Source organism: Vogesella perlucida (genome assembly GCF_979366545.1).
This window is the reverse complement of sequence record NZ_CEETRO010000006.1, coordinates 112300-134004: the sequence shown is the minus strand read 5'-3', so window position 1 is coordinate 134004 and position 21705 is coordinate 112300. Positions and strand designations below refer to the sequence as shown.

General features: G+C 57.5%; 18 protein-coding genes and 3 tRNA genes. 8 read left to right on the top strand and 13 right to left on the bottom strand.

Annotation, left to right across the window (positions count from 1 at the left end; translation table 11 throughout):
- Positions 1 to 49 precede the first annotated feature (49 nt).
- The 3 genes from ACZ9XP_RS10635 to ACZ9XP_RS10625 all read left to right on the top strand — a co-directional run bounded on the left by ACZ9XP_RS10635 (position 50) and on the right by ACZ9XP_RS10625 (position 321).
- Positions 50 to 126, top strand: a tRNA-Asp gene (locus ACZ9XP_RS10635).
- Between the two features lie 29 nt (positions 127 to 155).
- Positions 156 to 231 (top strand) — tRNA-Val (locus ACZ9XP_RS10630).
- A gap of 13 nt (positions 232 to 244) precedes the next feature.
- Positions 245 to 321 (top strand) — tRNA-Asp (locus tag ACZ9XP_RS10625).
- Positions 322 to 447: 126 nt separating this feature from the next.
- Here ACZ9XP_RS10625 and ACZ9XP_RS10620 read toward each other — a convergent pair.
- The 4 genes from ACZ9XP_RS10620 to pmbA form a co-directional block, all read right to left on the bottom strand.
- A complete protein-coding gene (locus ACZ9XP_RS10620; protein WP_147682312.1) occupies positions 448 to 936 on the bottom strand; it encodes a disulfide bond formation protein B in 489 nt (162 codons plus the stop codon).
- Positions 937 to 984: 48 nt separating this feature from the next.
- Positions 985 to 2124 (bottom strand): patatin-like phospholipase family protein, encoded by a 1140-nt coding sequence (locus tag ACZ9XP_RS10615; protein WP_465188392.1) that lies wholly within the window; start codon positions 2122 to 2124, stop codon positions 985 to 987.
- A gap of 62 nt (positions 2125 to 2186) precedes the next feature.
- Positions 2187 to 2804, bottom strand: a complete 618-nt coding sequence (locus ACZ9XP_RS10610; RefSeq protein WP_465188391.1) for a DNA-3-methyladenine glycosylase family protein — start codon at positions 2802 to 2804, stop codon at positions 2187 to 2189.
- Positions 2801 to 4153, bottom strand: a complete 1353-nt coding sequence (pmbA, locus tag ACZ9XP_RS10605; RefSeq protein WP_465188390.1) for a metalloprotease PmbA — start codon at positions 4151 to 4153, stop codon at positions 2801 to 2803. The genes ACZ9XP_RS10610 and pmbA overlap by 4 nt, the downstream gene beginning before the upstream one ends.
- A 106-nt stretch (positions 4154 to 4259) precedes the next feature.
- Between pmbA and yjgA the strand changes: the two genes are divergently transcribed.
- The 4 genes from yjgA to trpC are packed head-to-tail and all read left to right on the top strand — an operon-like array spanning position 4260 to position 7165.
- Positions 4260 to 4823 (top strand): ribosome biogenesis factor YjgA, encoded by a 564-nt coding sequence (yjgA, locus tag ACZ9XP_RS10600; RefSeq protein WP_147682308.1) that lies wholly within the window; start codon positions 4260 to 4262, stop codon positions 4821 to 4823.
- Entirely contained in the window at positions 4820 to 5398 is a 579-nt protein-coding gene (mog, locus tag ACZ9XP_RS10595; RefSeq protein WP_465188389.1) for a molybdopterin adenylyltransferase, read from the top strand. The genes yjgA and mog overlap by 4 nt, the downstream gene beginning before the upstream one ends.
- Positions 5395 to 6381, top strand: a complete 987-nt coding sequence (locus ACZ9XP_RS10590; protein WP_465188388.1) for a YheT family hydrolase — start codon at positions 5395 to 5397, stop codon at positions 6379 to 6381. Before mog ends, ACZ9XP_RS10590 begins: the two co-directional genes overlap by 4 nt.
- The gene (trpC, locus tag ACZ9XP_RS10585) at positions 6374 to 7165 is read left to right on the top strand and encodes an indole-3-glycerol phosphate synthase TrpC (protein ID WP_147682305.1); all 792 of its coding nucleotides are present in this window, start codon (positions 6374 to 6376) and stop codon (positions 7163 to 7165) included. Before ACZ9XP_RS10590 ends, trpC begins: the two co-directional genes overlap by 8 nt.
- A 152-nt stretch (positions 7166 to 7317) precedes the next feature.
- Here trpC and ACZ9XP_RS10580 read toward each other — a convergent pair whose 3' ends face one another.
- Complete coding sequence (locus ACZ9XP_RS10580) at positions 7318 to 8064, bottom strand: lipase secretion chaperone (protein ID WP_170253469.1); 747 nt, start codon at positions 8062 to 8064, stop codon at positions 7318 to 7320.
- 170 nt (positions 8065 to 8234) lie between these two features.
- Entirely contained in the window at positions 8235 to 9197 is a 963-nt protein-coding gene (locus ACZ9XP_RS10575) for an esterase/lipase family protein (RefSeq protein WP_147682303.1), read from the bottom strand.
- Positions 9198 to 9706: 509 nt separating this feature from the next.
- Here ACZ9XP_RS10575 and ACZ9XP_RS10570 point away from each other — a divergent pair.
- Positions 9707 to 11146, top strand: coding sequence for a PilZ domain-containing protein (locus ACZ9XP_RS10570; protein WP_465188387.1), 1440 nt, complete (start codon positions 9707 to 9709; stop codon positions 11144 to 11146).
- Between the two features lie 87 nt (positions 11147 to 11233).
- Here the strand turns inward: ACZ9XP_RS10570 and ACZ9XP_RS10565 are convergent, their stop codons facing one another.
- The 7 genes from ACZ9XP_RS10565 to ACZ9XP_RS10535 form a co-directional block, all read right to left on the bottom strand.
- Positions 11234 to 12436, bottom strand: a complete 1203-nt coding sequence (locus ACZ9XP_RS10565; RefSeq protein ID WP_147682301.1) for an acetyl-CoA C-acyltransferase — start codon at positions 12434 to 12436, stop codon at positions 11234 to 11236.
- A 70-nt stretch (positions 12437 to 12506) separates the two neighbouring features.
- Complete coding sequence (locus tag ACZ9XP_RS10560; RefSeq protein WP_147682300.1) at positions 12507 to 14882, bottom strand: 3-hydroxyacyl-CoA dehydrogenase/enoyl-CoA hydratase family protein; 2376 nt, start codon at positions 14880 to 14882, stop codon at positions 12507 to 12509.
- Positions 14883 to 15073: 191 nt separating this feature from the next.
- Positions 15074 to 16528 (bottom strand): OmpP1/FadL family transporter, encoded by a 1455-nt coding sequence (locus ACZ9XP_RS10555; RefSeq protein ID WP_147682299.1) that lies wholly within the window; start codon positions 16526 to 16528, stop codon positions 15074 to 15076.
- Between the two features lie 155 nt (positions 16529 to 16683).
- Positions 16684 to 17061 carry an acyl-CoA thioesterase gene (locus ACZ9XP_RS10550; RefSeq protein WP_147682298.1) on the bottom strand — a complete coding sequence of 126 codons (378 nt, stop codon included), beginning with the start codon at positions 17059 to 17061 and terminating at the stop codon, positions 16684 to 16686.
- Positions 17062 to 17147: 86 nt separating this feature from the next.
- Positions 17148 to 19601, bottom strand: coding sequence for an acyl-CoA dehydrogenase (locus tag ACZ9XP_RS10545; RefSeq protein WP_147682297.1), 2454 nt, complete (start codon positions 19599 to 19601; stop codon positions 17148 to 17150).
- A 37-nt stretch (positions 19602 to 19638) separates the two neighbouring features.
- Positions 19639 to 20274: a TetR/AcrR family transcriptional regulator gene (locus ACZ9XP_RS10540; RefSeq protein ID WP_147682296.1), complete on the bottom strand. Its 636-nt coding sequence runs from the start codon at positions 20272 to 20274 to the stop codon at positions 19639 to 19641.
- Positions 20275 to 20463: 189 nt separating this feature from the next.
- A complete protein-coding gene (locus ACZ9XP_RS10535) occupies positions 20464 to 21645 on the bottom strand; it encodes an O-succinylhomoserine sulfhydrylase (protein WP_147682295.1) in 1182 nt (393 codons plus the stop codon).
- Positions 21646 to 21705: the final 60 nt, after the last annotated feature.

Below are 21705 nucleotides of genomic sequence, written 5' to 3'. Positions count from 1 at the left end.
AGAATGTCGGCGGTTCGACTCCGTCAACGCCCACCACCGTTTTACGGTTGGAGCGGTAGTTCAGTTGGTTAGAATACCGGCCTGTCACGCCGGGGGTCGCGGGTTCGAGTCCCGTCCGCTCCGCCAACCATACAATTTAGCAGTACCGAGTTTTCGGGCGTTTAGCTCAGTTGGTAGAGCGTCTGCCTTACAAGCAGAATGTCGGCGGTTCGACTCCGTCAACGCCCACCACCGTTTTACGGTTGGAGCGGTAGTTCAGTTGGTTAGAATACCGGCCTGTCACGCCGGGGGTCGCGGGTTCGAGTCCCGTCCGCTCCGCCAACGATTTAAAAGCCTTCCTTTCGGAAGGCTTTTTTCATTTTAGCCCTACCCCGCGACCAAACGCCGCACATGAAAAAGCCAGCCCACACGGGACTGGCTATGCTTGTGCTGCAACATCAAACCGGATCAGGCTTTACGCCAGCCATTCCACAGCGCCATCGACATCAGCGCAACGAACAAAAGGCCGGTCCACACCGGCATCGACTGACCAAGAAAGGTCCAGCCCAGCTCGGCGCATTCACCACTGCCTTTGAACACGGTATTCAGCACCTGGGTAAGCGGCAAAGTTTCCAGCATGAAATCCAGCCCTGGCCCGCACGCCGGCACCTGGTCTTTTGGCAGATGCTGCAGGTACACATGCCAGCCCGACACCAGCCCCCCCGCCAGCGCGGCAAGCGCCACTAAAAGCGCAGCAAGTTTTGCGGCCAACCTTTGCGGGTTCACCAGGGCAAACAACCCGGCCAATACACCCGTAGAAATAACACCCACGCGCTGAAAAACACACAACGGGCAGGGCTCCAGGCCCATGACATGCTGGGCATACAAGGCAAAGCCCATGGATGCGGCACACATTGCCGCAATAGCGGCAAAACCCTGCCGTCTGGATAAACGCATTACAACCCCCTTAAAAATAGCGGTGCAAAACACCTGCACCGTAGCAGACTATGTCTTTTGTAGAAAATTCAGTATCTCGCCCTGCCTGGCCATGGCATCTTTGTAGCCTAGGTCAATCAACTCTTTACCATACGCTGGGTCAAACAACAGATAGCTCGCCAACACCGAACCACGCTGGCGCATGGCGCCGGCGCCCCGCATGAGAAAGCGCATGGCAGGTGGAAAGTTTTTGACGTGCTTGAAGGCAATGGCTTCCAGCGACACGCTAGGTGAGATATTCAGCACCTCCACCCGCTTGAGCGCCGTACGGCCGCTGCACAGCACCTGCTCGTCCAGCAAGGAAACGGTATGGTTCACCCGGCTCAGGCGTTCCATATCGGTGGCCATACTGTCAAAAAAGATGCTATTGAGCAAATGGCCAAAGATCATGGCCAGCGAGGGGCGATCACCGACCAGTCGCCGCTCTGGCCGTGGCCGGTGCTCGGTATTCAGGTTAATGACAAAAAGTTTTTCCGCCCCCAGATGCAAGGCTGGCGACAGGGGCGCCATCTGGCGGATGGCGCCATCACAGTAGAAACGGCCATGGATGGTGGCGGCAGGAAAAACGACAGGAATGGCCGAGGTCGCCATCAGGTGGTCCACCCCGATAGACTCGCGCACGCCCAGACGCTGATAGCGGTGCCACTCGTCGATGTCATCGTGCCCTTCAAAAAAGCTGACTGATTGCCCTGTGGTGTAACAAGACGCCGTTAGGGATAGCGCACGCAGATCGCCGCTTTGTACCGCACGCGACACACCATCAAAATTGACCGCATGGCTGAGCAGCTCCCGCAGTGGGCTGTTATCCAGCAGGCTGGCCGGGTTGTGCACCAGCTTGCCGCCAGTAAGTACCGAGCCACCCCAGGCCAGAAAAGCGCGTGCAAAGTAAGGCCAATCCGCCCGGTACACCTGCTCTACATGCAGACCTTTCCACATCTTGGCCAGAAAGGCGGTGGCACGGCGAAAATGCATCGATCCTGCGGCCAACCCTACCGCATTAATGGCGCCAGCCGAGGTGCCGCTGATGATGGGAAACGGGTTGCCATGATCGCGCGGCAGCATGTGCGCCACCGCCATCAACACCCCCACTTGATAGGCTGCCCGTGCGCCGCCACCTGCCAGCACCAGCCCGACGATAGGCTTGTCCATCTCTCGCTCCCTGTTTTGCTTTGAGTATGGAACACTGGCAGCGATGTGGCAGTTTTTGTGCGCTAGTACTGCACTTCTACCGGGTCCAGCATGCGCCACAAATACCAAGTAGCCACGCTGCGCCACGGGCGAAAGGCCTCGCCCATCTGCCGCAGCTCGGCCAATGCCGGGCGCGCCGGCAAGCCGTGAATGACCACCAGCGCTTTTTGCAGGCCGATATCATCTACCGGCCACACGTCCGGGCGGCACAGGTTGAAGATCAGGTACATTTCGGCGGTCCAGCGGCCTATGCCGCGCACGGCCACCAGTTCGCGGATAATGCTTTCATCGTCCAGCGCATCAAAACGCGCCGGATCGATGCGGCCATCCAGAAAATGCCGCGCCAGATCCTGCGCGTACTCCACTTTACGCAGCGAAAACCCCACCGCCCGCAGCGCATCGGTTTGGGCAGCCACCACGGCCAACGGACTAGTGGTGTCGAGCAGTGCGGCCAACCTGGCCCAGATGGCATCGGCAGCTGCAATGGAAATCTGCTGGCCGACGATGGCGCGCAGCAGCGTCTCGAAGGGCTCGCCCCGTGTTTTCAGCACGCTGGCGGGGTACTGCGCAATCAAGGCAGCCAGCGCCGGGCTGTGCTGTGACAGCTCGGCGCAAGCCTGCGGCCAGTAGGCTGGCGTCACGCCTCGCCCGCCACCATCATATTACCCAGCAGTACCGAGCCCATATGGCGGCTGCCACGATAGTCGATATCGTCACCAATGGCATCGATACCCTGCAGCATGTCGCGCAGGTTGCCGGCAATGGTCAACTCCTCTACCGGGTAGGCAATCACGCCGTTTTCTACCCAGAAGCCACTGGCGCCGCGCGAGTAATCGCCGGTGACCATATTGATGCCCTGCCCCATCAGCTCGGTCACCAGCAGGCCGGTACCCATGCGTGCCAGCAAGGCAGTCAGGCCGCCGGTCAAGGTAGGCTGCACGACCAGGTTATGGGCACCGCCTGCGTGGCCGGTACTTTGCATGCCCAGCTTGCGAGCCGAGTAGCTGCCCAGGAAGTAGCCCTGCAATACACCGCTCTGCACAAACTGTCGCGCAGTGGTCGCCACCCCTTCGTCGTCGGCGCAACCACTGGCCAGGCCACGCAACACAAATGGGTCTTCGCTGATATTCAACAAGGGCGCAGCCACCTGTTGGCCCAGGCTATCCAGCAAAAAGCTGGATTTACGATACAGGCTACCACCGCTTACCGCCTGCACCAGGTGGCTGAGCAGACTACCTGCCACCGGCGCCTCGAATAGCACCGGGTACTGGCCGGTTTTCACACGGCGGCCATCCAGGCGACGCACAGCGCGCTCGCCGGCGATGCGGCCAACCTCTTCTGCCGACAGCAGATCCGCCGGATGGCGGGCCGTGCTGTACCAGTAGTCGCGCTGCATACTGTTGGCGCCGGATGCCACCACCGACGCAGACAGACTATGGCGCGAGGTAGTCAGGCTGCCGCTATAACCATGGCTGTTGGCATAGCAGTGGCGCGTGGCATGCGTAGCTACGGTGCCACCTTCCGAGTTGCTGATGCGGGCATCCACACCACGCGCCACGTCCTCGCACTGGCGCGCCAGGGCAATGGCCTGCTCTACCGGCAAATCCCAAGGGTGATACAGATCCAGGTCACGACGATTGCCAGCCTTCAGCAACAGCTCGGGGTCTGCCAGGCCAGCGCAGTCGTCCTCGGCGGTATAGCGGGCAATATTCAGGGCGGCAGCGGCCGTATCCGCCAGCGCCTTGTCAGAAAAATCAGAAGTGCTGGCGTGGCCTTTTTTCTGACCCAGATACACCGTCAGTGACACGCCTTTGTCGCGGTTATATTCAATGGTTTCCACCTCACCCAAGCGTACCGACACATTCTGCCCGCAGCCCTCGGAGACATCGGTTTCAGCTGCGGTAGCGCCGCCAGCCTGGGCCAGCGCCAGCATACGGGCAGCAATGGCTTCCAGTGCGGCCTCGGTATACGAAAAAATCTGCTCTGCCATATGGTTTTCTCTAGTGATAAGGCACGACGGGAACACACACCAGTCGGCCGTGACGGGTTCTTTTCCGGTATCATACCAGCTTGAAACCTTAATCAAGTCTTAGCGAATGTCGAACGTTTTTAACAATGGCAGCAATAATGGCCTGCCCCCCAGCAAATCCCAGCTCAAGCGCGACATGGATGCGCTACAGAACATTGGCCGCGCGCTGACCGAGCTGCCTGCCGCCAAACTGAAAAAGATGGAGCTGGACGACACCCTGCTGGCTGCCGTGCTGGACTACCAGCGCTTTAACGCCAACGGTGCCAAGCGCCGCCAGCTGCAATACATCGGCAAACTGATGCGCGACATCGACCCGGAGCCGATCGAGCAAAAACTGGCCGCCCTGCGTGGCGACTCCAGCACCCACACCCGCTGGCTGCACCTGGTAGAGCGCTGGCGCGAACGCCTGCTGGAAGACGACAAGAACGTGCAGATCTTCATCGACGATTTCCCTGAAGTAGACGTACAGCAGCTGCGCACCACCGTACGCAACGCACGCAAAGAGCGCGATGAAGCCAAACCACCGAAGGCAACCCGCTTGCTGTTCCAGATGATCAAAGAGCTGATCCCGGAACAAGGCCGCCAGAAGAATGCACCTGAAGACACCATCGAACAGGACGACGAGGCATGAGTCTGAAAATCGGGCTGGTATCCATCTCCGACCGCGCCAGTCAAGGCGTGTACGAAGACAAGGGCATTCCTGCGCTGGTGGACTGGCTTAGCCTGTGCATCCGCAGCCCTTTTGAGACCATCACCTGCCTGATTCCGGACGAACAAGCCACCATCGAAGCCACGCTGCGCCAGCTGGTAGACGAGCAAGGCTGCCACCTGGTGCTTACCACCGGTGGCACCGGCCCTGCCCTGCGCGATGTCACACCGGAAGCCACACTGGCAGTAGCCGACCGCGTCATGCCCGGCTTTGGCGAGCAGATGCGCCAGATCAGCCTGAAGTTCGTGCCCACTGCCATCCTGTCACGCCAGGTAGGCGTCATCCGCAAACAAAGCCTGATCCTGAACCTGCCCGGCCAGCCCAAGGCCATCCGCGAAACACTGGAAGGCCTGCGCGAAGACGGCATCGTCACTGTGCCCGGCATTTTTGCCGCCGTGCCCTACTGCCTGGATCTGATCGGCGCCCCGTACGTGGAAACACGCGAAGAAGTGGTCAAAGCATTCCGACCCAAGTCCGCCATCAAGCCCGTAGCGTGACCCCGTACCAAGCCCCCCGCTGGCTGCCCGGCAGCCACGCCCAGACCATCTGGCCTGCCCTCATGCTAAAGCAGGCACCACCCGCCTATCGCCGCGAGCTGTGGACCACGCCGGATGGCGGCCAGATCGCTGTAGACCGTATTGACGGCCAAGCCGGCAAACCATTAGTGGTGTTGTTTCATGGTCTGGAAGGTAGCAGCCACAGCCACTACGCCATCGCCCTGATGCGCGCGCTGCAAGCACGCGGCTGGCACGGTGCGGTGCCACATTTTCGCGGCTGCGGCGGCATCGAAAATACCCAGCCTCGCGCCTACCATGCCGGCGACGCCGCTGAAATCAGCTGGATCTGCAGCAGGCTGGCCGCAGAAAACCCGCAGCTCTTCGCCGCAGGCGTGTCATTAGGCGGCAATATGCTGCTGCGGCATATGGGCGAACAAGGCAGCCAGGCCATCCCGCTGGCCGCAGCGGCCATCTCGGCACCGCTAGACCTGGCCGCTGCCAGCACACGCCTGGATCACGGCGTGGGCCGCTTGCTGTATACGCGTATGTTCATGAATACGCTCAAGCCCAAGTCACTGGCCCAGCTGCAGCACCACCCTGGCCTGTTCGACCGCCGTGCCGTGCAGCGCGCCCGCACCTTTGGCGAGTTCGATAATCTGGTCACGGCACCCCTGCATGGCTACCGCAACGTGCAAGACTACTGGGCGCGTGCCAGCAGCAAACCACTGCTCAAGCAGATCATGCGGCCAACCTTGGTGCTGAACGCCGTCAACGACCCCTTCCTGCCGCCACAAGCCCTGCCCGGCCCGGCCGATGTCAGCCAGGCGGTATGCCTGGAGCAGCCAGCCGAAGGCGGCCACGTCGGTTTTGTCAGCGGGCCCTTCCCCGGCACACTAGCCTGGCTACCCCAGCGTCTGTTAGCATTTTTCGATTCATACCAGCGCACCCAAGCGCACAGCAGAAAGCCCTCGCACCATGTCTGACATTCTGAAAAAAATCTGTGCCACCAAGGTAGAAGAAATTGCCCAGCGCCGCCCGCAACGCTCCCTGGCCAGCCTGCGTGCCGAGGCCGAAGGCCGCCACGGCGACCAGCGCGGTTTTGTCGCAGCCATCCGCGCCAAACATGCCGCCGGCCAGGCCGCGGTGATTGCCGAGGCCAAAAAGGCCAGCCCCAGCAAAGGCGTGATCCGTGCCGACTTCAACCCGGCTCAGATTGCACAAAGCTACGAGCAAGCTGGTGCCGCCTGCCTGTCCGTGCTAACCGATGCGCAGTACTTCCAGGGCCACGAAGACTACCTGCAGGCCGCTCGTGCTGCCTGCCAGCTGCCGGTGCTGCGCAAGGACTTCATGGTAGACGAGTACCAGATCTACGAAGCCCGCGCCATTGGCGCCGACTGCATCCTGCTGATCGCCGCCTGCCTGAGCCTGCCGCAAATGCGCGATTTCGAAGCCCTGGCGCAAGAGCTGGGCATGGCCGTACTGGTGGAGGTGCATGACGAGTACGAGCTGGAATCGGCACTACAGCTAGGCACCCCGCTGGTCGGCGTGAACAACCGCAACCTGCGCACCTTCGAAGTCAGTCTGGATACCACGCTGCGCCTGCTGCCGGAAATCGGCAAAGACCGCATCGCCGTCACCGAGAGCGGCATTACCCAGCCTGCCGACGTACAAAAGATGCGTGACCATGCCGTGCACACCTTCCTGGTAGGCGAAGCCTTTATGCGCCAGGATGACCCGGGCCTTGGCCTGCAGCAGCTGTTTGCCTGATAGTCATGAAAAAAGAGCAGCGCATGACACGCTGCTCTTTTTTCATCCGCTACTGGCACCCAAGTCAGCATCAGCTTGAACGCTCAGGCGTTGGCCACACAAAAAAACATATCAGGCAACTACAGTTCAGAAGGCCAGCAGCGCCGCAGTCTCTACTGATACGCTAGCAGGCGCTTACGCTCGTTCTCGCTGAACAGCTTCTGCTCTAATTCTTGCAAAGCCTGCTGCCTCTGCGGGCCAGACAATGCCTCATCCTTGGTAAGCTGCTCACGCTCCTGTTTCCATTGCTGCAGTTTGGTTTGCCACACCACCACCTCTGCGTCGACTGCAGCCAATCTTTGCGCTGCCTCAACCCCCACCATCTCGGCACGCAATGCCTGCAGTTGTTCTGGTGTACCACCTTTCTGACGCAGACTGCGCTCGGCGTCTGCCAACGCAATGTGCTGTATTGTTTGCAACCGAGCAGCACGTTGCTCTGGCTGTAACGATTGCTCCAGCTCATCCAGTTGACGGCGCTTTTCCGCCTCACTGAGATCCTGCCTCCGCTGAATCGCCATACGCTGCAAAACCAGCTCGTCCATGGCATCGCTACTGGCAAAAAGCTGTTTTAGCTCCTGCGGGGTGAAGTGCCGGGCACGAATCTGGCGCAGCAGCTGCAAACGTTGGCTCATCTGGCTGACCACATCGGCAGAGACCGGGCTGATAATCTTGCCCGCCTGCCCCAAGTCATTCAGATAGGCCAGATAGCGGTGAAAGAAATCCTGCGCATCTTGCAAATCCTTGCCACTGAGACGCGCTGCCAGTTGCTTTTCGATTTCCTGACGAATCTCCGGAAGGGTGCGCTCGCCTTGCGTGGCAAGATAGTAATCAAACAGCGCTTTCAGCTGCTTGGCATCCATCTTGCCACTTACCGGTACAGGCGGCAGACCATCTACCGATGTTTGCCGTAGCGAGGGGGCAAACACCCCCTCGGCTACAGGCTGCTCGGCACTACCCGACTGCCACCAATACGCGCCAGCCGATGCGGCCAACACCAGTAGCAGCCATACCTTGCCTTGCAGCCGCATGCTTATACCCCCAAGTTGCGCAGACGGTTGGCATGCTGACGGAACAGCGTGACAGGACTGGTCTCAAGAATGTTGCCCAAGCCGAAGAACATATTGGTCTCATCCAGATGGTTGAAACGGTAGTTGTCGCGAATGACCTGGCCCAAGTGTGACGAGCAAGTCCCTACCAAACCATCGTTGGGTTCAGCACCGAATACCAAGCCGGTTGCCGCTAGCAAAGGATCGCCCACATCCAGCGGGTTGGTGTAAGGCTGCGCACCCGACCACGAGAAATAATGGATGCCGTTGACTTGATAGGCACCTTCACCGCAAGCCGTCGTTGGCACTGCCTGCGGATGGCGGCTATTAAAGGCGAGTGTCCCCGGCGTAGTGAGCGAGTTCAACGTGGCTAACTCGTCTTGTGACAGGCTGCTGCCTGTAGAGAACAGCCGGATCATGCTGGCGAAAGCGCCGCCCGCGGCAGCGACTACTGACTCGGTCACAGAGCCTGGCGGAAGTACGCCACGCAGTGCATCTGCCACTTTAGAACCCTTGTTCACACCACCAACACTGGTCACAGAGGCAACCAAGTCTGGCCTAACCGATGCAACGTACCGCGAGGTGGGAGACCCCATGCTATGACCGATAAGGTTAACCTTCTGCGAACCGGTCATGGCGACAATGCGCTGTACCTGTTCAAGTAGCTGCTCGCCGCGTCGCTCGTAGCTGTCCGCAGGTGACACCTGTGCGATGTAAACCTGGGCACCACTACGCTGCAGCTCGGCAGGGATACCGTAAAAGTAATCCATACCAAGCAAACTATCGAACCCTAGTACCCCATGCACTAGCACGATGGGGTATTTGGTTTTGGTATAAGTAGCCTCACTCTCTGCCGGCACAGTGCCCATCCCGTGAGCGGATTGCAGGCTAACAGCCAGCAGTGCTGCAGTCGCCAGAATGCGTTTGGCGGCGATAATCTTGCGCATATGTTCTCCTCGATGAATGACGAGTGATCTTGTTGTCACTTGATTGACCACACTCAAAATTAGAGTGCATGCCCAATTTACACGCACGGAGAGAGACGACAAACCCGTAGACGACTGTTCTATAAATCAAAAAAACGATTGTATGATTTTCTCCACAGCTGTTTCGCATCAGAACGCTCAATGGTGACGGCTACGGATAGACATGAGCGAGGCTATATAAGCAATACAGAACGGCTTAAAAATACTATACTCACACTTCATTCTGTCATTGCGTTGTGTGTAAAGAATGCACAACATTTGGCCATCTACAAAGCAATACATTCGTATAAAAAGTTGCCGCCATTGAGCCAACCTTCCTATCGATAACGAGATTAGGCTACTATAAGCAGCTCATAGCATGACTCGGCCAACCGAACCCGACCCCGTACCCAATGATTGATATCAAAGCCATTCTTAGCGCCATTTCAGGCAGGAAAAAGACCTCAAGCGAGTCGACCGAGTCGGCAACCATGCTGGTCAAGAACTTGCCGAATGCCGAGTACTACACGGCGCTGGTCGAAATCATCAAGGCGGTGGCAAAGATCAACAAAGATGCCAACGTCACACTAAAAGACCGCATTAACACGCTCCTGTATGTCGATACACGAGCGGTGGAAATGCACAGGAAGTTGTGCAAGGAATTCCTGATCGGCGCATCGCGCTCCAAATCATTCCTGCCCAGCATCCTGGCCTATTGGACTGAGCTCTCCAATGGCTACCAACTCTGCTTGCGTCAGTTCCAGAGCAGCAAGAATGCCCAGATTGATGCCCAGATTGAGCGCGTTGCCATCCGGGCACTGCACCATCAGCTCAGCCTGATCAAATGGAGTGCCCTGCGCTACATCTCTGCTGATGGCAACACCTGGCAGCAGGCCTACCGGCTGTATCAGTTTGCCGAACAGCACGGCTTCCACGGCAAAGCCATTACCATGTACGAAGAGCAGGCTGAATCCACCTCTGGCGAACAGCTGCTGATTCAGGCTGCCATGCTGCATCTGGCGCAAACGGACAACCTGCTGACCATAGAGATCGAGGCCATTCACTTGCTACTGGCCCGGTTATCGGAAGGCATCAAGCTGCAAAACACCGCTTCAAAGAGCGACTTCCAGTACGTCATCAATCTGGAACTGCCCGCCCCGCCACAGCTGCTACGACGCGGCACATTGGGCAAAGGGTGCCGCTACTGGTCTGGTGACTTCGTGGTAAACCGCTTGGCCGACCTGATTCTGGATTTTGACCAAGGTATTCCCGAAGGTTTCAAGCAAGCACTCCCGGCCATGGATACGCCGACATGGCGCAACCTGCTGCAAAAGCTGTCGTCGCGCTGGTCGCAAGACGGGGGCAAATCCATGCGCCAGCACGAACGACTCAGCTCCAGTGGGCACGCCAAAGTTGAAATCGGCTTTGAGAAAATCGCCCACCACCTCAAAGTGAATCGCAGTGCGCTACCGCAAGATGAAATCAATGACGACTGGCGCGTGAATGATGCCAGCGAAGCGGGTTTTGGCCTGACTTATCTGGGGCGATCGGTCGAAAGCCTGATGATTGGCCGTACCATCTGGGTTTCATCCCGCGAATACCCTGGTCAGCTGTGCGTAATACGCCGTGTTCAACGCTTGGCGGAGGGTGGCACCCGTGTGGGCGTAGAAGTACTGGGTAGCCTGCCCTTACCCGTGAGCCTGAGTGAAGGCGGCGTCGATGGCAGCAACATCAGCAGTGGCTTGTACATTACACAGACCAATGCAAAAAAGGGGCAACGTGTTTTTCTGATACCGAAGCGGCTAGCAGACAATAGTAAAGAGCTGACCTTTGCGGCCAATGGCAAGTCATACCAGATTCGTATATTGCATAGCAACGCAACCTTCGAAGATTGCCAACAGGTAGAATTTGAAACACTGGAACGCCTGTAAACACACTACAGCTCATGAAAAAAGCCGGCTTTGCAGCCGGCTTTTTTGTTGTTGCGGCCAACCTCATTGTTGGCCGCAACAGGCTTATCACAGCACTTCGATAATACCGGCAGCACCCATACCGGTACCGATACACATAGTCACCATGCCGTGGCCTTGCATACCCGCATCGCGCATACCGTGAATCAGCGTAGCGGTACGGATGGCACCAGTTGCGCCCAGCGGGTGGCCCAGGGCAATAGCGCCACCATGTGGGTTAACCAGCGACATATCCAGCTCCAGATCACGCGCCACGGCCAAGGCCTGGGCAGCAAAAGCTTCATTCAGCTCGATCCATTTCAGATCGCTCTGCGCCAGACCAGCCTGTTTCAAGGCTGCCGGAATCGCTTCTTTCGGGCCGATACCCATGATTTCCGGCGGCACGCCTTTTACCGAGAAGGTAACGTAACGCGCCAGCGGTGTCAGGTTGAACTCTTTCAGTACGCGCTCCGATACCAGAATCACGGCACCAGCACCATCGGACATTTGCGAGGAGTTACCCGCAGTGACCGAACCCTTGGCATCGAACACGGTTTTCAGCTTGGCCAGGCCTTCCAGCGTGGTTTCGCGACGCGGGCCCTCATCGGTATCCAGCACACGGGTCTTGCTGACCACTTCGCCGGTTTCCAGGTTAGGCGTGCGATAGGTCACTTCCAGCGGGGTAATCTCGTTCTTGAACTTGCCGCCATCAATGGCAGCCAGCGCACGGCGGTGCGACTCAACTGCAAACGCATCCTGGTCTTCGCGGGACACGCCCCATTGCTGGGCTACTTTTTCGGCAGTCAGGCCCATGCCGTAAGCGATGGCATAGTTTTCGTCTTTGGCGAACACTTCCGGGTTCAAGGAAACCTTGTTGCCCATCATCGGCACCATGGACATAGACTCGGAACCCGCCGCGATCACCACGTCGGCTTCGCCCAGACGGATACGGTCGGCGGCCATCTGCACAGCGTTGATACCGGACGAGCAGTAACGGTTGATGGTGATGCCGCCTACAGTATTAGGCAGACCAGCCAGCAGCACGCCAATACGTGCCATATTCAGGCCTTGCTCGGCTTCCGGGAAAGCGCAACCTACCACGCAATCGGAAATCAGCTTCGGGTCCAGCGTAGGCACCTGGGCCAGCGCACCGGTAATAACGTGTGCCAGCATATCGTCCGGGCGTACATGGCGCATCATGCCACGTGGCGCCTTGCCTACCGGGGTACGGGTGGCGGCGACGATGTAAGCTTCCTGTACTTGTTTAACCATTTTTTAAATCTCCTTCCGGCAAAGCTGGCTTAGCCCCTCAGCCGCCAGCTTGCCCGCATTCTGGCTGTGATTAGTTACGCAGTGGTTTGCCGGTAGTCAGCATATTGGCAATACGATCCTGGGTTTTGCTGGATTTCAGCAAGGTCATGAATGCCTTGCGCTCCAGGTCCAGAATCCACTGCTCGTTCACCAGCGTGCCCTGCTCTACATCCCCACCGGTCATCACATCGGCAATCAGGCCGGCAATGGTAAAGTCATGCTTGCTGATGAAGTTACCTTCCAGCATGTTCACCAGCTGGCCCTTGATGGACGCGGCACCGGCACGGCCGGCAACGGCAAACTTGCCACCGGCCATCGGCGGACGGTAGCCCGATTCGTACATGGACAGCGCTTGCTGTTTGGCAACATGCAGCAACTCGTAGCTGTTGAACACCACATTGTCAGTAGCACGGAAGAAACCGATTTCCTGCGCTTCGTGTGCACTGGTCGCCACTTTGGCAGTAGCAATCGCCATGAAGTAGTCCTTCAGCGCAGCCAGCACATCACCTTTGGCTTCGCGGGCGGCACGTACGGCAAACTCTTTGCAACCGCCACCACCTGGCAGCAGACCCACGCCCACTTCAACCAGACCCACGTAGGATTCCAGCGCAGCCACCACCTTGTCGCAATGCATGGCAAACTCGCAACCACCGCCAAAGACGTAACCTTGGGTAGCAGCAACAGTCGGAATCTGGCTGTAACGCAGACGCATGGACGTTTCCTGGAAGCGACGCACCATGGTGTCGATGGCATCCCAGTCACCCATCATGAAGGCTGGCAGCATGGACTGCAGGTCCGCACCTACCGAGAACGGCTCTTCGGTTTGCCAGATCACCAAGCCCTTGAAGCGAGCTTCGGCGATATCCAGCGCAGCATGCACACCATCAATTACGTCCGGGCCAATCGCGTGGGCTTTGGACTTGAACGACACCACCAGTACTTCATCGCCAGTAGTGAAGGCACGCACACCGTCGTTCTCGAATACGGTTTCACCCAGCAGGCCATTGGCCTCGCCCAGCACTTTTGCCGGGGCGAGCTGACGTGCGTACACGTCCAGCGTGGAGCGGCCTACCAGCTTGCCAGCGGCTGCATCAAACGAGCCATCGGCAAAGTGCACGCCCGCACGGTCAGCTTCCAGTGCCCAGGCTGGCAGGTTGGCCGCAGCCAGCGACTTGCCGGCTTTCACGTCAGCATCTACCCACTCGGCCACTTGCTGCCAGCCGGCGGATTGCCAGGTTTCGAACGGGCCGGCAGACCAGCCAAAGCCCCAGCGAATGGCAAAATCCACATCGCGTGCGCAGTTAGCGATATCACCCAGGTGGAAGGCGATGTAGTGGAATACGTCGCGGAAGCAAGCCCACAGGAACTGCGCCTGCGGGTGCTCGCTCTCGCGCAGCTTTTTGAATTTTTCGCCCGGGTTGGCGATCTTCAGGATTTCTTTGACAGCGTCATCGCCTTTCTGGCCGGCACCAACGTACTCACCTGTAGCCGGGTCGATGACAAACATCAGTTTGCCTTCTTTTTTGTAGATACCGCGCTTGGTTTTAGCACCCAGGGCACCGTCAGCGATCAGCTTCTGCAGCCATTGTGGCGACTGGAACAGCGCGTGCCACGGGTCTTGTGGCAGGGTGTCCTGCATGGTCTTCACCACGTGGGAGAAGGTATCCAGGCCCACCACGTCGGCGGTACGGAAAGTGGCGGACTTCGGGCGACCCAGGCGCGGGCCTGTCAGGTCATCCACGATATCAAAGCGGATACCGAACTTCTCTGCGTTGGCAATGGTTGCCAGCATGGAGAACACGCCAATGCGGTTCGCCACAAAGTTCGGGGTATCTTTGGCGCGGATCACGCCCTTGCCCAGCGTAGACACCAGGAAGCGTTCCAGGTTGTCCAGAATACCGGCGTCAGAGCCCACACACGGAATGATCTCGACCAGATGCATGTAGCGCGGCGGGTTGAAGAAATGCACACCGCAGAAGCGTGGCTTCAGTGCCGCCGGCAGCGAATCGGCTAGCTGGTTGATGGACAGACCCGAGGTATTGGTAGCGAAGATGGTTTGCTCGCCCAGATGCGGGCCAACCTTGGCATACAGGTCTGCCTTCCAGTCCATGCGCTCGGCAATCGCCTCGATCACCAGATCGCAGTCTTTCAGCAGATGCAGGTGGTCTTCGTAGTTGGCTGGCTGGATAAAGTTCACCGCATCCTTGTTGGACAGCGGGGACGGCTTGAGCTTTTTCAGGCCTTCGATAGCTTTCAGCGCAATTGCGTTCTTGTTGCCTTCTTTAGCCGGAAGGTCGAACAGAACGGTTGGCACCTTGGCATTAACCAGATGAGCGGCGATTTGCGCCCCCATCACGCCGGCACCCAGAACGGCTACCTTGCGCACGATGAATTTGGTCTGAGACATGGTTTCCTCGGTTGTCTTAACGAACAAACATGGTTAAAGGCTTCCCGGATTATAGATTCCGGGTAAGCAATCTGTGGAAAGATCTGATTTAGAGTATCTGAACCAAAATTCAGCATCTTTTCCAAAAAAACACGGCTTTACATGGCCGTGTTTAATGCGACCAACGTGAGTTGGCCGCAATGATCCGTGCATCAGAAGCGCTGGTTGTACTGTACGCCGATAATCTGGGCATACGACTTGTAGCTACCCTTCAATGTTGCCTTGCTGGAGGTGCAAGTCACAGAAGAAACGGTAGCACCATCGCACCAGTCATTATTGTTGGTGTTAGACGATTTGATCTTAACGAAGGTGTAGGCAAAATCTACCGAACGGTCTTTATCCAGTGCATAGTTACCACCCAGAGACAACCAGTAACGATCGTTATCAGGAATGGACGGTGTACGCAGGCTCTCATTAGCAACCGGTGTTTCATCATAGGCCACACCAGCACGCAGTTTCAGACGATCGGAATACTTGTTCGCCACGCCAAGCGAGATACGATCGGTGTCTTTCCACTTTTCAGGGGTAATGCTATCTGGCAGCGTGTTGTCAAAATCAATCCGCAGCTCCTGGAACTTCGAGTGGAAAGTGCGGGTGTAATCACCCATCACATCCCAGCGATCATTCAGGCTGTGGAAGAAATTCAGAGACAGCGAGTCCGGTGTTTTTACTTTCAGCGAAGCATTGCTATTAGTCACGGCCGCTCTGGCGGTAGCCAAACCACTAGCAGCCGCAGCAAGGTTACCCGCTGCTACACCCATGCTAGTCAAGGCATTAACAGTTGCAGTTGCATCTGAAGGTTTCAACGCCCACTTGGCATCGCCTTTAAGGGTGTGCTCAATCGCAGAACGATAAGCCAGACCTACACGAGTCCGATCATTGATATCGTACAGCACACCGAAGTTGTAGCCGAAACCCCAATCATCTCCGTTTACATCAACAGTACCATCCAGTGCCGAATTACCGGAAATCTGGGCAGCAGCAGCCAAATGGGCTGCTGTTGTCAAGCCACCGGCGGCCCTAGCCGCATTAACCAAGCTGGTACCCGAGTCCACACCTTTAACAAGCTTGCCTTCGATATGCTGAGCACTAATGCCCACACCAACAGACACTTTCTCGGACAATTTGAACGCCAAGCTTGGGTTGAATGTGATGGTCTTGAGCTCGGTCTCGATAATGTTATAACGACCAACCCAATCACGATCGTAGGAAGTTTTAGAGCCAAAAGGAACGAAAATACCCAAACCAGCAGTCAGCTTATCATTCAGCTGATGGGTAACATAAAGATGAGGCACAGCGGCAGGGTCAACGATCTTGCCACCATTACCACCCTTGATCGCCACGCCAGCTGCTGTGGAAGAACCATTATTGGCAAACTCGACATGCGGTACCACAACGTTCAGCACACCCGAAAAATTGGTACCTTCGAGCTTTGTCATCCCAGCCGGATTATAAAAAATAGTCGAGGCATCATTCGCTTCGGCACCATTGGCGTTAGCGGTGGACTGCGCACTGACAGACTGAGTACCAAAATGGTAGCCGGAGGCCATTACGGCTGCGGAAGCACCCATCATCATCACGGACAGGCTGAGGTGTTTCAGTTTCATGTGTTATTCCCTCTGTGCATTGTTTGTCATGCTGTTGTGACCGTACTGTATCGTCGATCTAACATTGATACTACCAGACTAGATAAGTATTTCCAGCATTTTCGAGCATTCGTTCCAAACGGTCGTTTCACCGTTATCTTGAAACACACAATGCATCAGATGAGACGGGATTGGCCATCGGCATCAATAGCGACGTATGTGGCGATAAGGTCCGTAATCACCACCACCTCACCTGACATACGCTCCGCTTCCACCTCCAGTTTCAGCGTGACGGATTTCTGCCCCAGCCGCAAACAGCTGGCGTAGATGGACACTACATCGCCCACATGAATGGGTTGGGCAAACTGGAACGCATTCACTGCCACGGTGGTGACCGCACCTTTGGCAATGCGCTCGGCAGATGTTGCACCAGCCAGGTCGATCTGGTGTAACAGCCACCCTGCCTGCACGCGACCGTGCGCATTGGTACTACGCGGCTCGGCACGCAAGCGCAGCACTGGCTGGCGCGCGGATTCAATCGGGTTGTTTTGCATGTTTGCCCCTCCTGATGTCACTCTGCCTGCAAAATGACATCAGCAGGAGGGTGGGCTTTCGCCCACCCCACTTACATGCTAGTGCATCAGAAAATCAGGCGCTGCAACAATTGCTCGTCGTGGTGCTCCATCTTCATGTCGAAGTCGTCCACCATGATGACATCGCGCTTGAGTTTGCGTGCACGTGTTACCGCATCAAACTCTTGCTGGGTAATGATGCCACCAGCCAAAGCCTCAGCCAGACGCTCGCGCGCAGTAATGGCTTTAAACTTGCCATCGCGGCCCAGTTTGCGCAGCTTCTGCTCTACCGGCTCGGTTTCCAGCATGGCTTTCAAGGCTGGCACCAGCACACCAACCGGGTCGGATTCGTCAGCCGACACAAACATGCCTTTGGTCAGACGGTCGCGGGTCGGGCCCAGCTCCATCAGGCTGCGCGCAACCTGGGTGCCAACGCGGTCGCTGGCCGGCTTGAGGGTCAGACCCCACGGAAAGATCACCTTGCGCAGCACTGCGGCCAACACGCGGCTTGGCAGGTTTGCCAGGAAACCATCCATGGCCTGCTGCAGGTCGTACAGGGCGGTTTCTACCGCCCATTTCAGCACCGGCAGGTCTTCTTTCTGGGCACCATCACGCTCGAAGCGCTTGAGGCAAGCCGAGGCAATGTACAGATTGGACAGCATGTCACCCAAGCGAGCAGACAGTTTTTCGCGGAACTTCAGCGAGCCACCCAGGCTGAACATGGCCATGTCGGACAGCAAGGCAAAAGCACTGGAGAAACGGGTGAGCTGCTTGTAGTAAGTAGCGACATCGCCGCCTTTCGGGCTGCCGACAAATTTGGCGCCAGTCAAGCCCATCCACAGCGAGCGGAACACGTTGCTGATGACGAAGTTGATGTGGCCGGTAATGGCCTTATCGAACTCGGCGCCATCATTGGCCATGGCGGCTTTCATTTCACGCAGTACAAACGGATGGCAACGGATGGCACCCTGACCGTAAATGATCATGGAGCGCGTCAGGATGTTGGCACCCTCTACCGTGATGGCAATAGGAATCGCCTGGTAAGCACGCGCCAGATAGTTACGCGGACCCAGCACCACGGCCTTGCCACCATGTACATCCATGGCGTCATTCAGCGTTTTGCGCATGCGCTCGGTATTGTGGTATTTGAGCACAGCAGACAATACCGACGGCTTCTCGCCAATATCCAGCGCGGTCAAGGCCAGGTCTTGCGAGGCTTCCATCTGGTAGGTAAAGCCACCGATACGCGCCATGGCTTCGTCTACGCCTTCGAATTTGCCGATGGACAGACCGAACTGATCGCGGATGCGGGCATACGCACCGGTGGTATAGGAAGCTACCTTGCCGGAGGCTACCGACATGGCAGGGAGGGAGATGCAGCGGCCTACCGACAGGCACTCCACCAGCATGCGCCAGCCTTGGCCGGCAAAATCGCGGCCGCCGATGATCCACTCCAGCGGAATGAACACATCTTTACCCCAGGTCGGGCCGTTCATGAAGGCAGCACCGCCCGGGAAGTGACGACGGCCAATGCACACGCCTTCGTGCTCGGTCGGTACCAGCGCGCAAGTAATGCCGATATCTTCCTTGTCACCCAGCAGGTGGTCCGGATCGTACATCTTGAATGCCAGGCCCAGTACGGTCGCCACGGGCGCCAGGGTAATCCAGCGTTTTTCCCAGCTTACGCGGATACCCAGTACGTTCTCGTGGTGCTGGCCGCTGCGCGGGTCGGTGTAGCTGCCACGGCATACCACACCAAAGTCAGGGATCGCACCGGCATCGGAGCCCGCATACGGGCTGGTCAGCGCAAAGCATGGCACATCCACGCCTTTAGCCAGGCGCGGCAGGTAGTAGTCTTTCTGCGCTTCGGTACCGTAGTGCTGCAGCAGCTCGCCGGGGCCGAGGGAGTTCGGCACCATCACCGACACAGCTGCCGTACCGCCACGGGTAGCGATCTTGGTCACCACTTTGGCGTGCGCGTAGTTAGAGAACTCCAGACCGCCGTATTTTTTCTTGACGATCATGCCCAGGAAGCCCTGGTCTTTAATGAACTGCCACACTTCTGGCGGCAGGTCTTTCAGCTCGTGCGTGATCTTCCAGTCGTCGATCATTTTGCACAGCGCTTCGGTCGGGCCATCGATAAAGGCCTGTTCTTCGGCGGTAAGCTTCGGGTCCGGGAAGGACAGCAAGCGGTTCCAGTCCGGCTTGCCGGAGAACAGGTCACGATCCCACCAGACGGTACCGGCGTTGATCGCTTCCTGCTCTGTCTGGGACATGGCAGGGGTGATTCTTTTGAAGATGGTGAACACCGGGCCGGTGAACACGGCGCGGCGCAGTGGGGTAAGGTTCAATATCGCCGCGATGACGCCGAAAACGGCCCATACGGCAACAGGAACCTGGCAGCCCCAGACAAACTGCAGGCTAGCAAGCCAGCCTGCAATGGCGATAGTCCAGGCAATGACAGGCGCGCGGAAGTAAGCCAGCGCGCCCATCAGCAGGACGAGAATAACGGCAGATGTCATTATGGTTAACCCTCGTGTTGACCCTGTGAAAAGTCAATCAGATGGGCGCCGTCAACCCTGCCACGACAAAAGGTACCAGGTGTTTCACGATCATGTCCGGGTCGCGGGCGGTCACCACTTGGCTACGGACAAAAATCTTCAACACATCATTACCGGCAAAGGCGTTGAACATTACGCTGAAAGCGAAATGCATGCGCCATGCGATATCTTCGGCCCCAAACTGGGGTAATGCACGCTGAAACGCACTGGTATAGCGCTGTACAAAAATACTGTACTGCTGATTCAGTGCCTCGCGCAGCAGGCGGTGATTCTCTACCAGCGTGCGCGACATCAGCCGGACAAACAGCGCCCCGCCCCTCGCAGGGTCTTTAGACAGGGCCAGGCACGGGCGGATGAAGCTCACCACCAATTGCTCGGCTGTCAGTGTTTGTCCAGACTGCTCAAGCGTATCCAGCTCGGCCAGACAGGCCGCCACGAAGGGGCCGATACGGCGCATGAATACGGACTCGAACAGCGCATCCTTGGAACCAAAGTGGTAATTCACCGCAGCCAGATTAACCTCTGCCTGCTGTGTAATCATGCGAAGCGAAGTAGCCTCGAAACCGTGCTCGACGAACAGACGTTCTGCGACGTCCAGAATTCGTGTTGCGGTATCGGGTTTATTCGCTTCCATGCTGTCTTGCACCTTGATCGGGGTAAGTAATTGCGTCGCCTTGCTCATCATGACTTTAGAACAAGCGTTTGAAACTTACGTTTAAAATTGACGCATGTCAAGAATTGCATCGCCTAGCCTTTATAATTTTTGCAATCAAAAACGGCAGTCTTCAGTTTAGACTGCCGCTTGATTGAAATAACTGTTTCTTTACAGACCGCGCAGCAAATCTGCTTTCAGGTCTTCTATGTGCTCCAGCCCTACCGCCACGCGCAGCAAACCCTCGGTAATACCCGCTTCAGCGCGGGCCTGCGGGGTAATGCGTGCATGGGTGGTCGATGCCGGGTGAGTCAGCGTGGTTTTCACGTCGCCCAGGTTGGCCGTACGGGAGATCAGCCGGATGGCATCAACCACTTTCCAGGCTGCTTCGCGCCCGCCTTTTACCTGGAACGACAGTACCGCCCCGCCACTTTTCTGCTGGCGCTGCGCCAGCTCGTACTGCGGATGGTCTGGCAAACCGGGGTAAAACACTTTTTCCACCGCAGGCTGCTGCTGCAGCCACTGCGCCAGCGCCAGCGCATTGGCTGAGTGCTTTTCCATGCGCAGATGCAGGGTTTCCAGGCCGGATAGCAACACCCAGGCATTGAACGGTGCCAGCGACGGGCCTGCAGTACGAACGTGCAGATACACCTGTTCCACCAGCTTGTCGCTCCCCACTACCGCGCCACCCATCACACGGCCGTGGCCATCCAGGTACTTGGTGGCAGAGTGCACCACCAGATCGGCACCCAGCTTGATAGGCTGCTGCAGGGCTGGCGAGCAGAAGCAGTTATCCACCACCAGCAAGGCCCCTGCTTCGTGTGCAATGGCCGCCACGGCGGCAATGTCTGCCAGATCGGTGAGCGGGTTCGATGGTGTTTCCAGGAAAAACACCTTGGTATTCGGCTTGATGGCCGCGCGCCAGGCGTCCAGGTTGGCCGCATCGACATAGCTGGTTTCCACGCCAAACTTGGCCAGCACACCATTGAACAGATTAATGGTGGAGCCAAACAGGCTGCGCGAGGACACGATGTGGTCGCCGCTTTTCAGCAGGGTAAGCATGGTGGCCTGGATAGCCGCCATACCGGTAGAGGTAGCTACAGCACGCTCGGCACCTTCCATCGCGGCCAGGCGCTGCTGGAACGCTGCCACGGTAGGGTTGGTAAAGCGGGAATAGGTAAAGCCGTCGATTTCGCCCAGAAACATGGCGGCAGCCTGGGCGGCGCTATCGAAGGTAAAGCTGGAAGTAAGCTGCAGGCTCTGGCTATGCTCGCGATACTCGCTGGTTTCGCGGCCAGCACGGATGGCCAGGGTTTCCGGGTGCAGGCTCAGACAAGGGTCGTCACTGGACATGTTGGGTCTCGACACGGGCGATTGAATACAAGGCCTAACGATAACAAGGGTTGGCCGCAG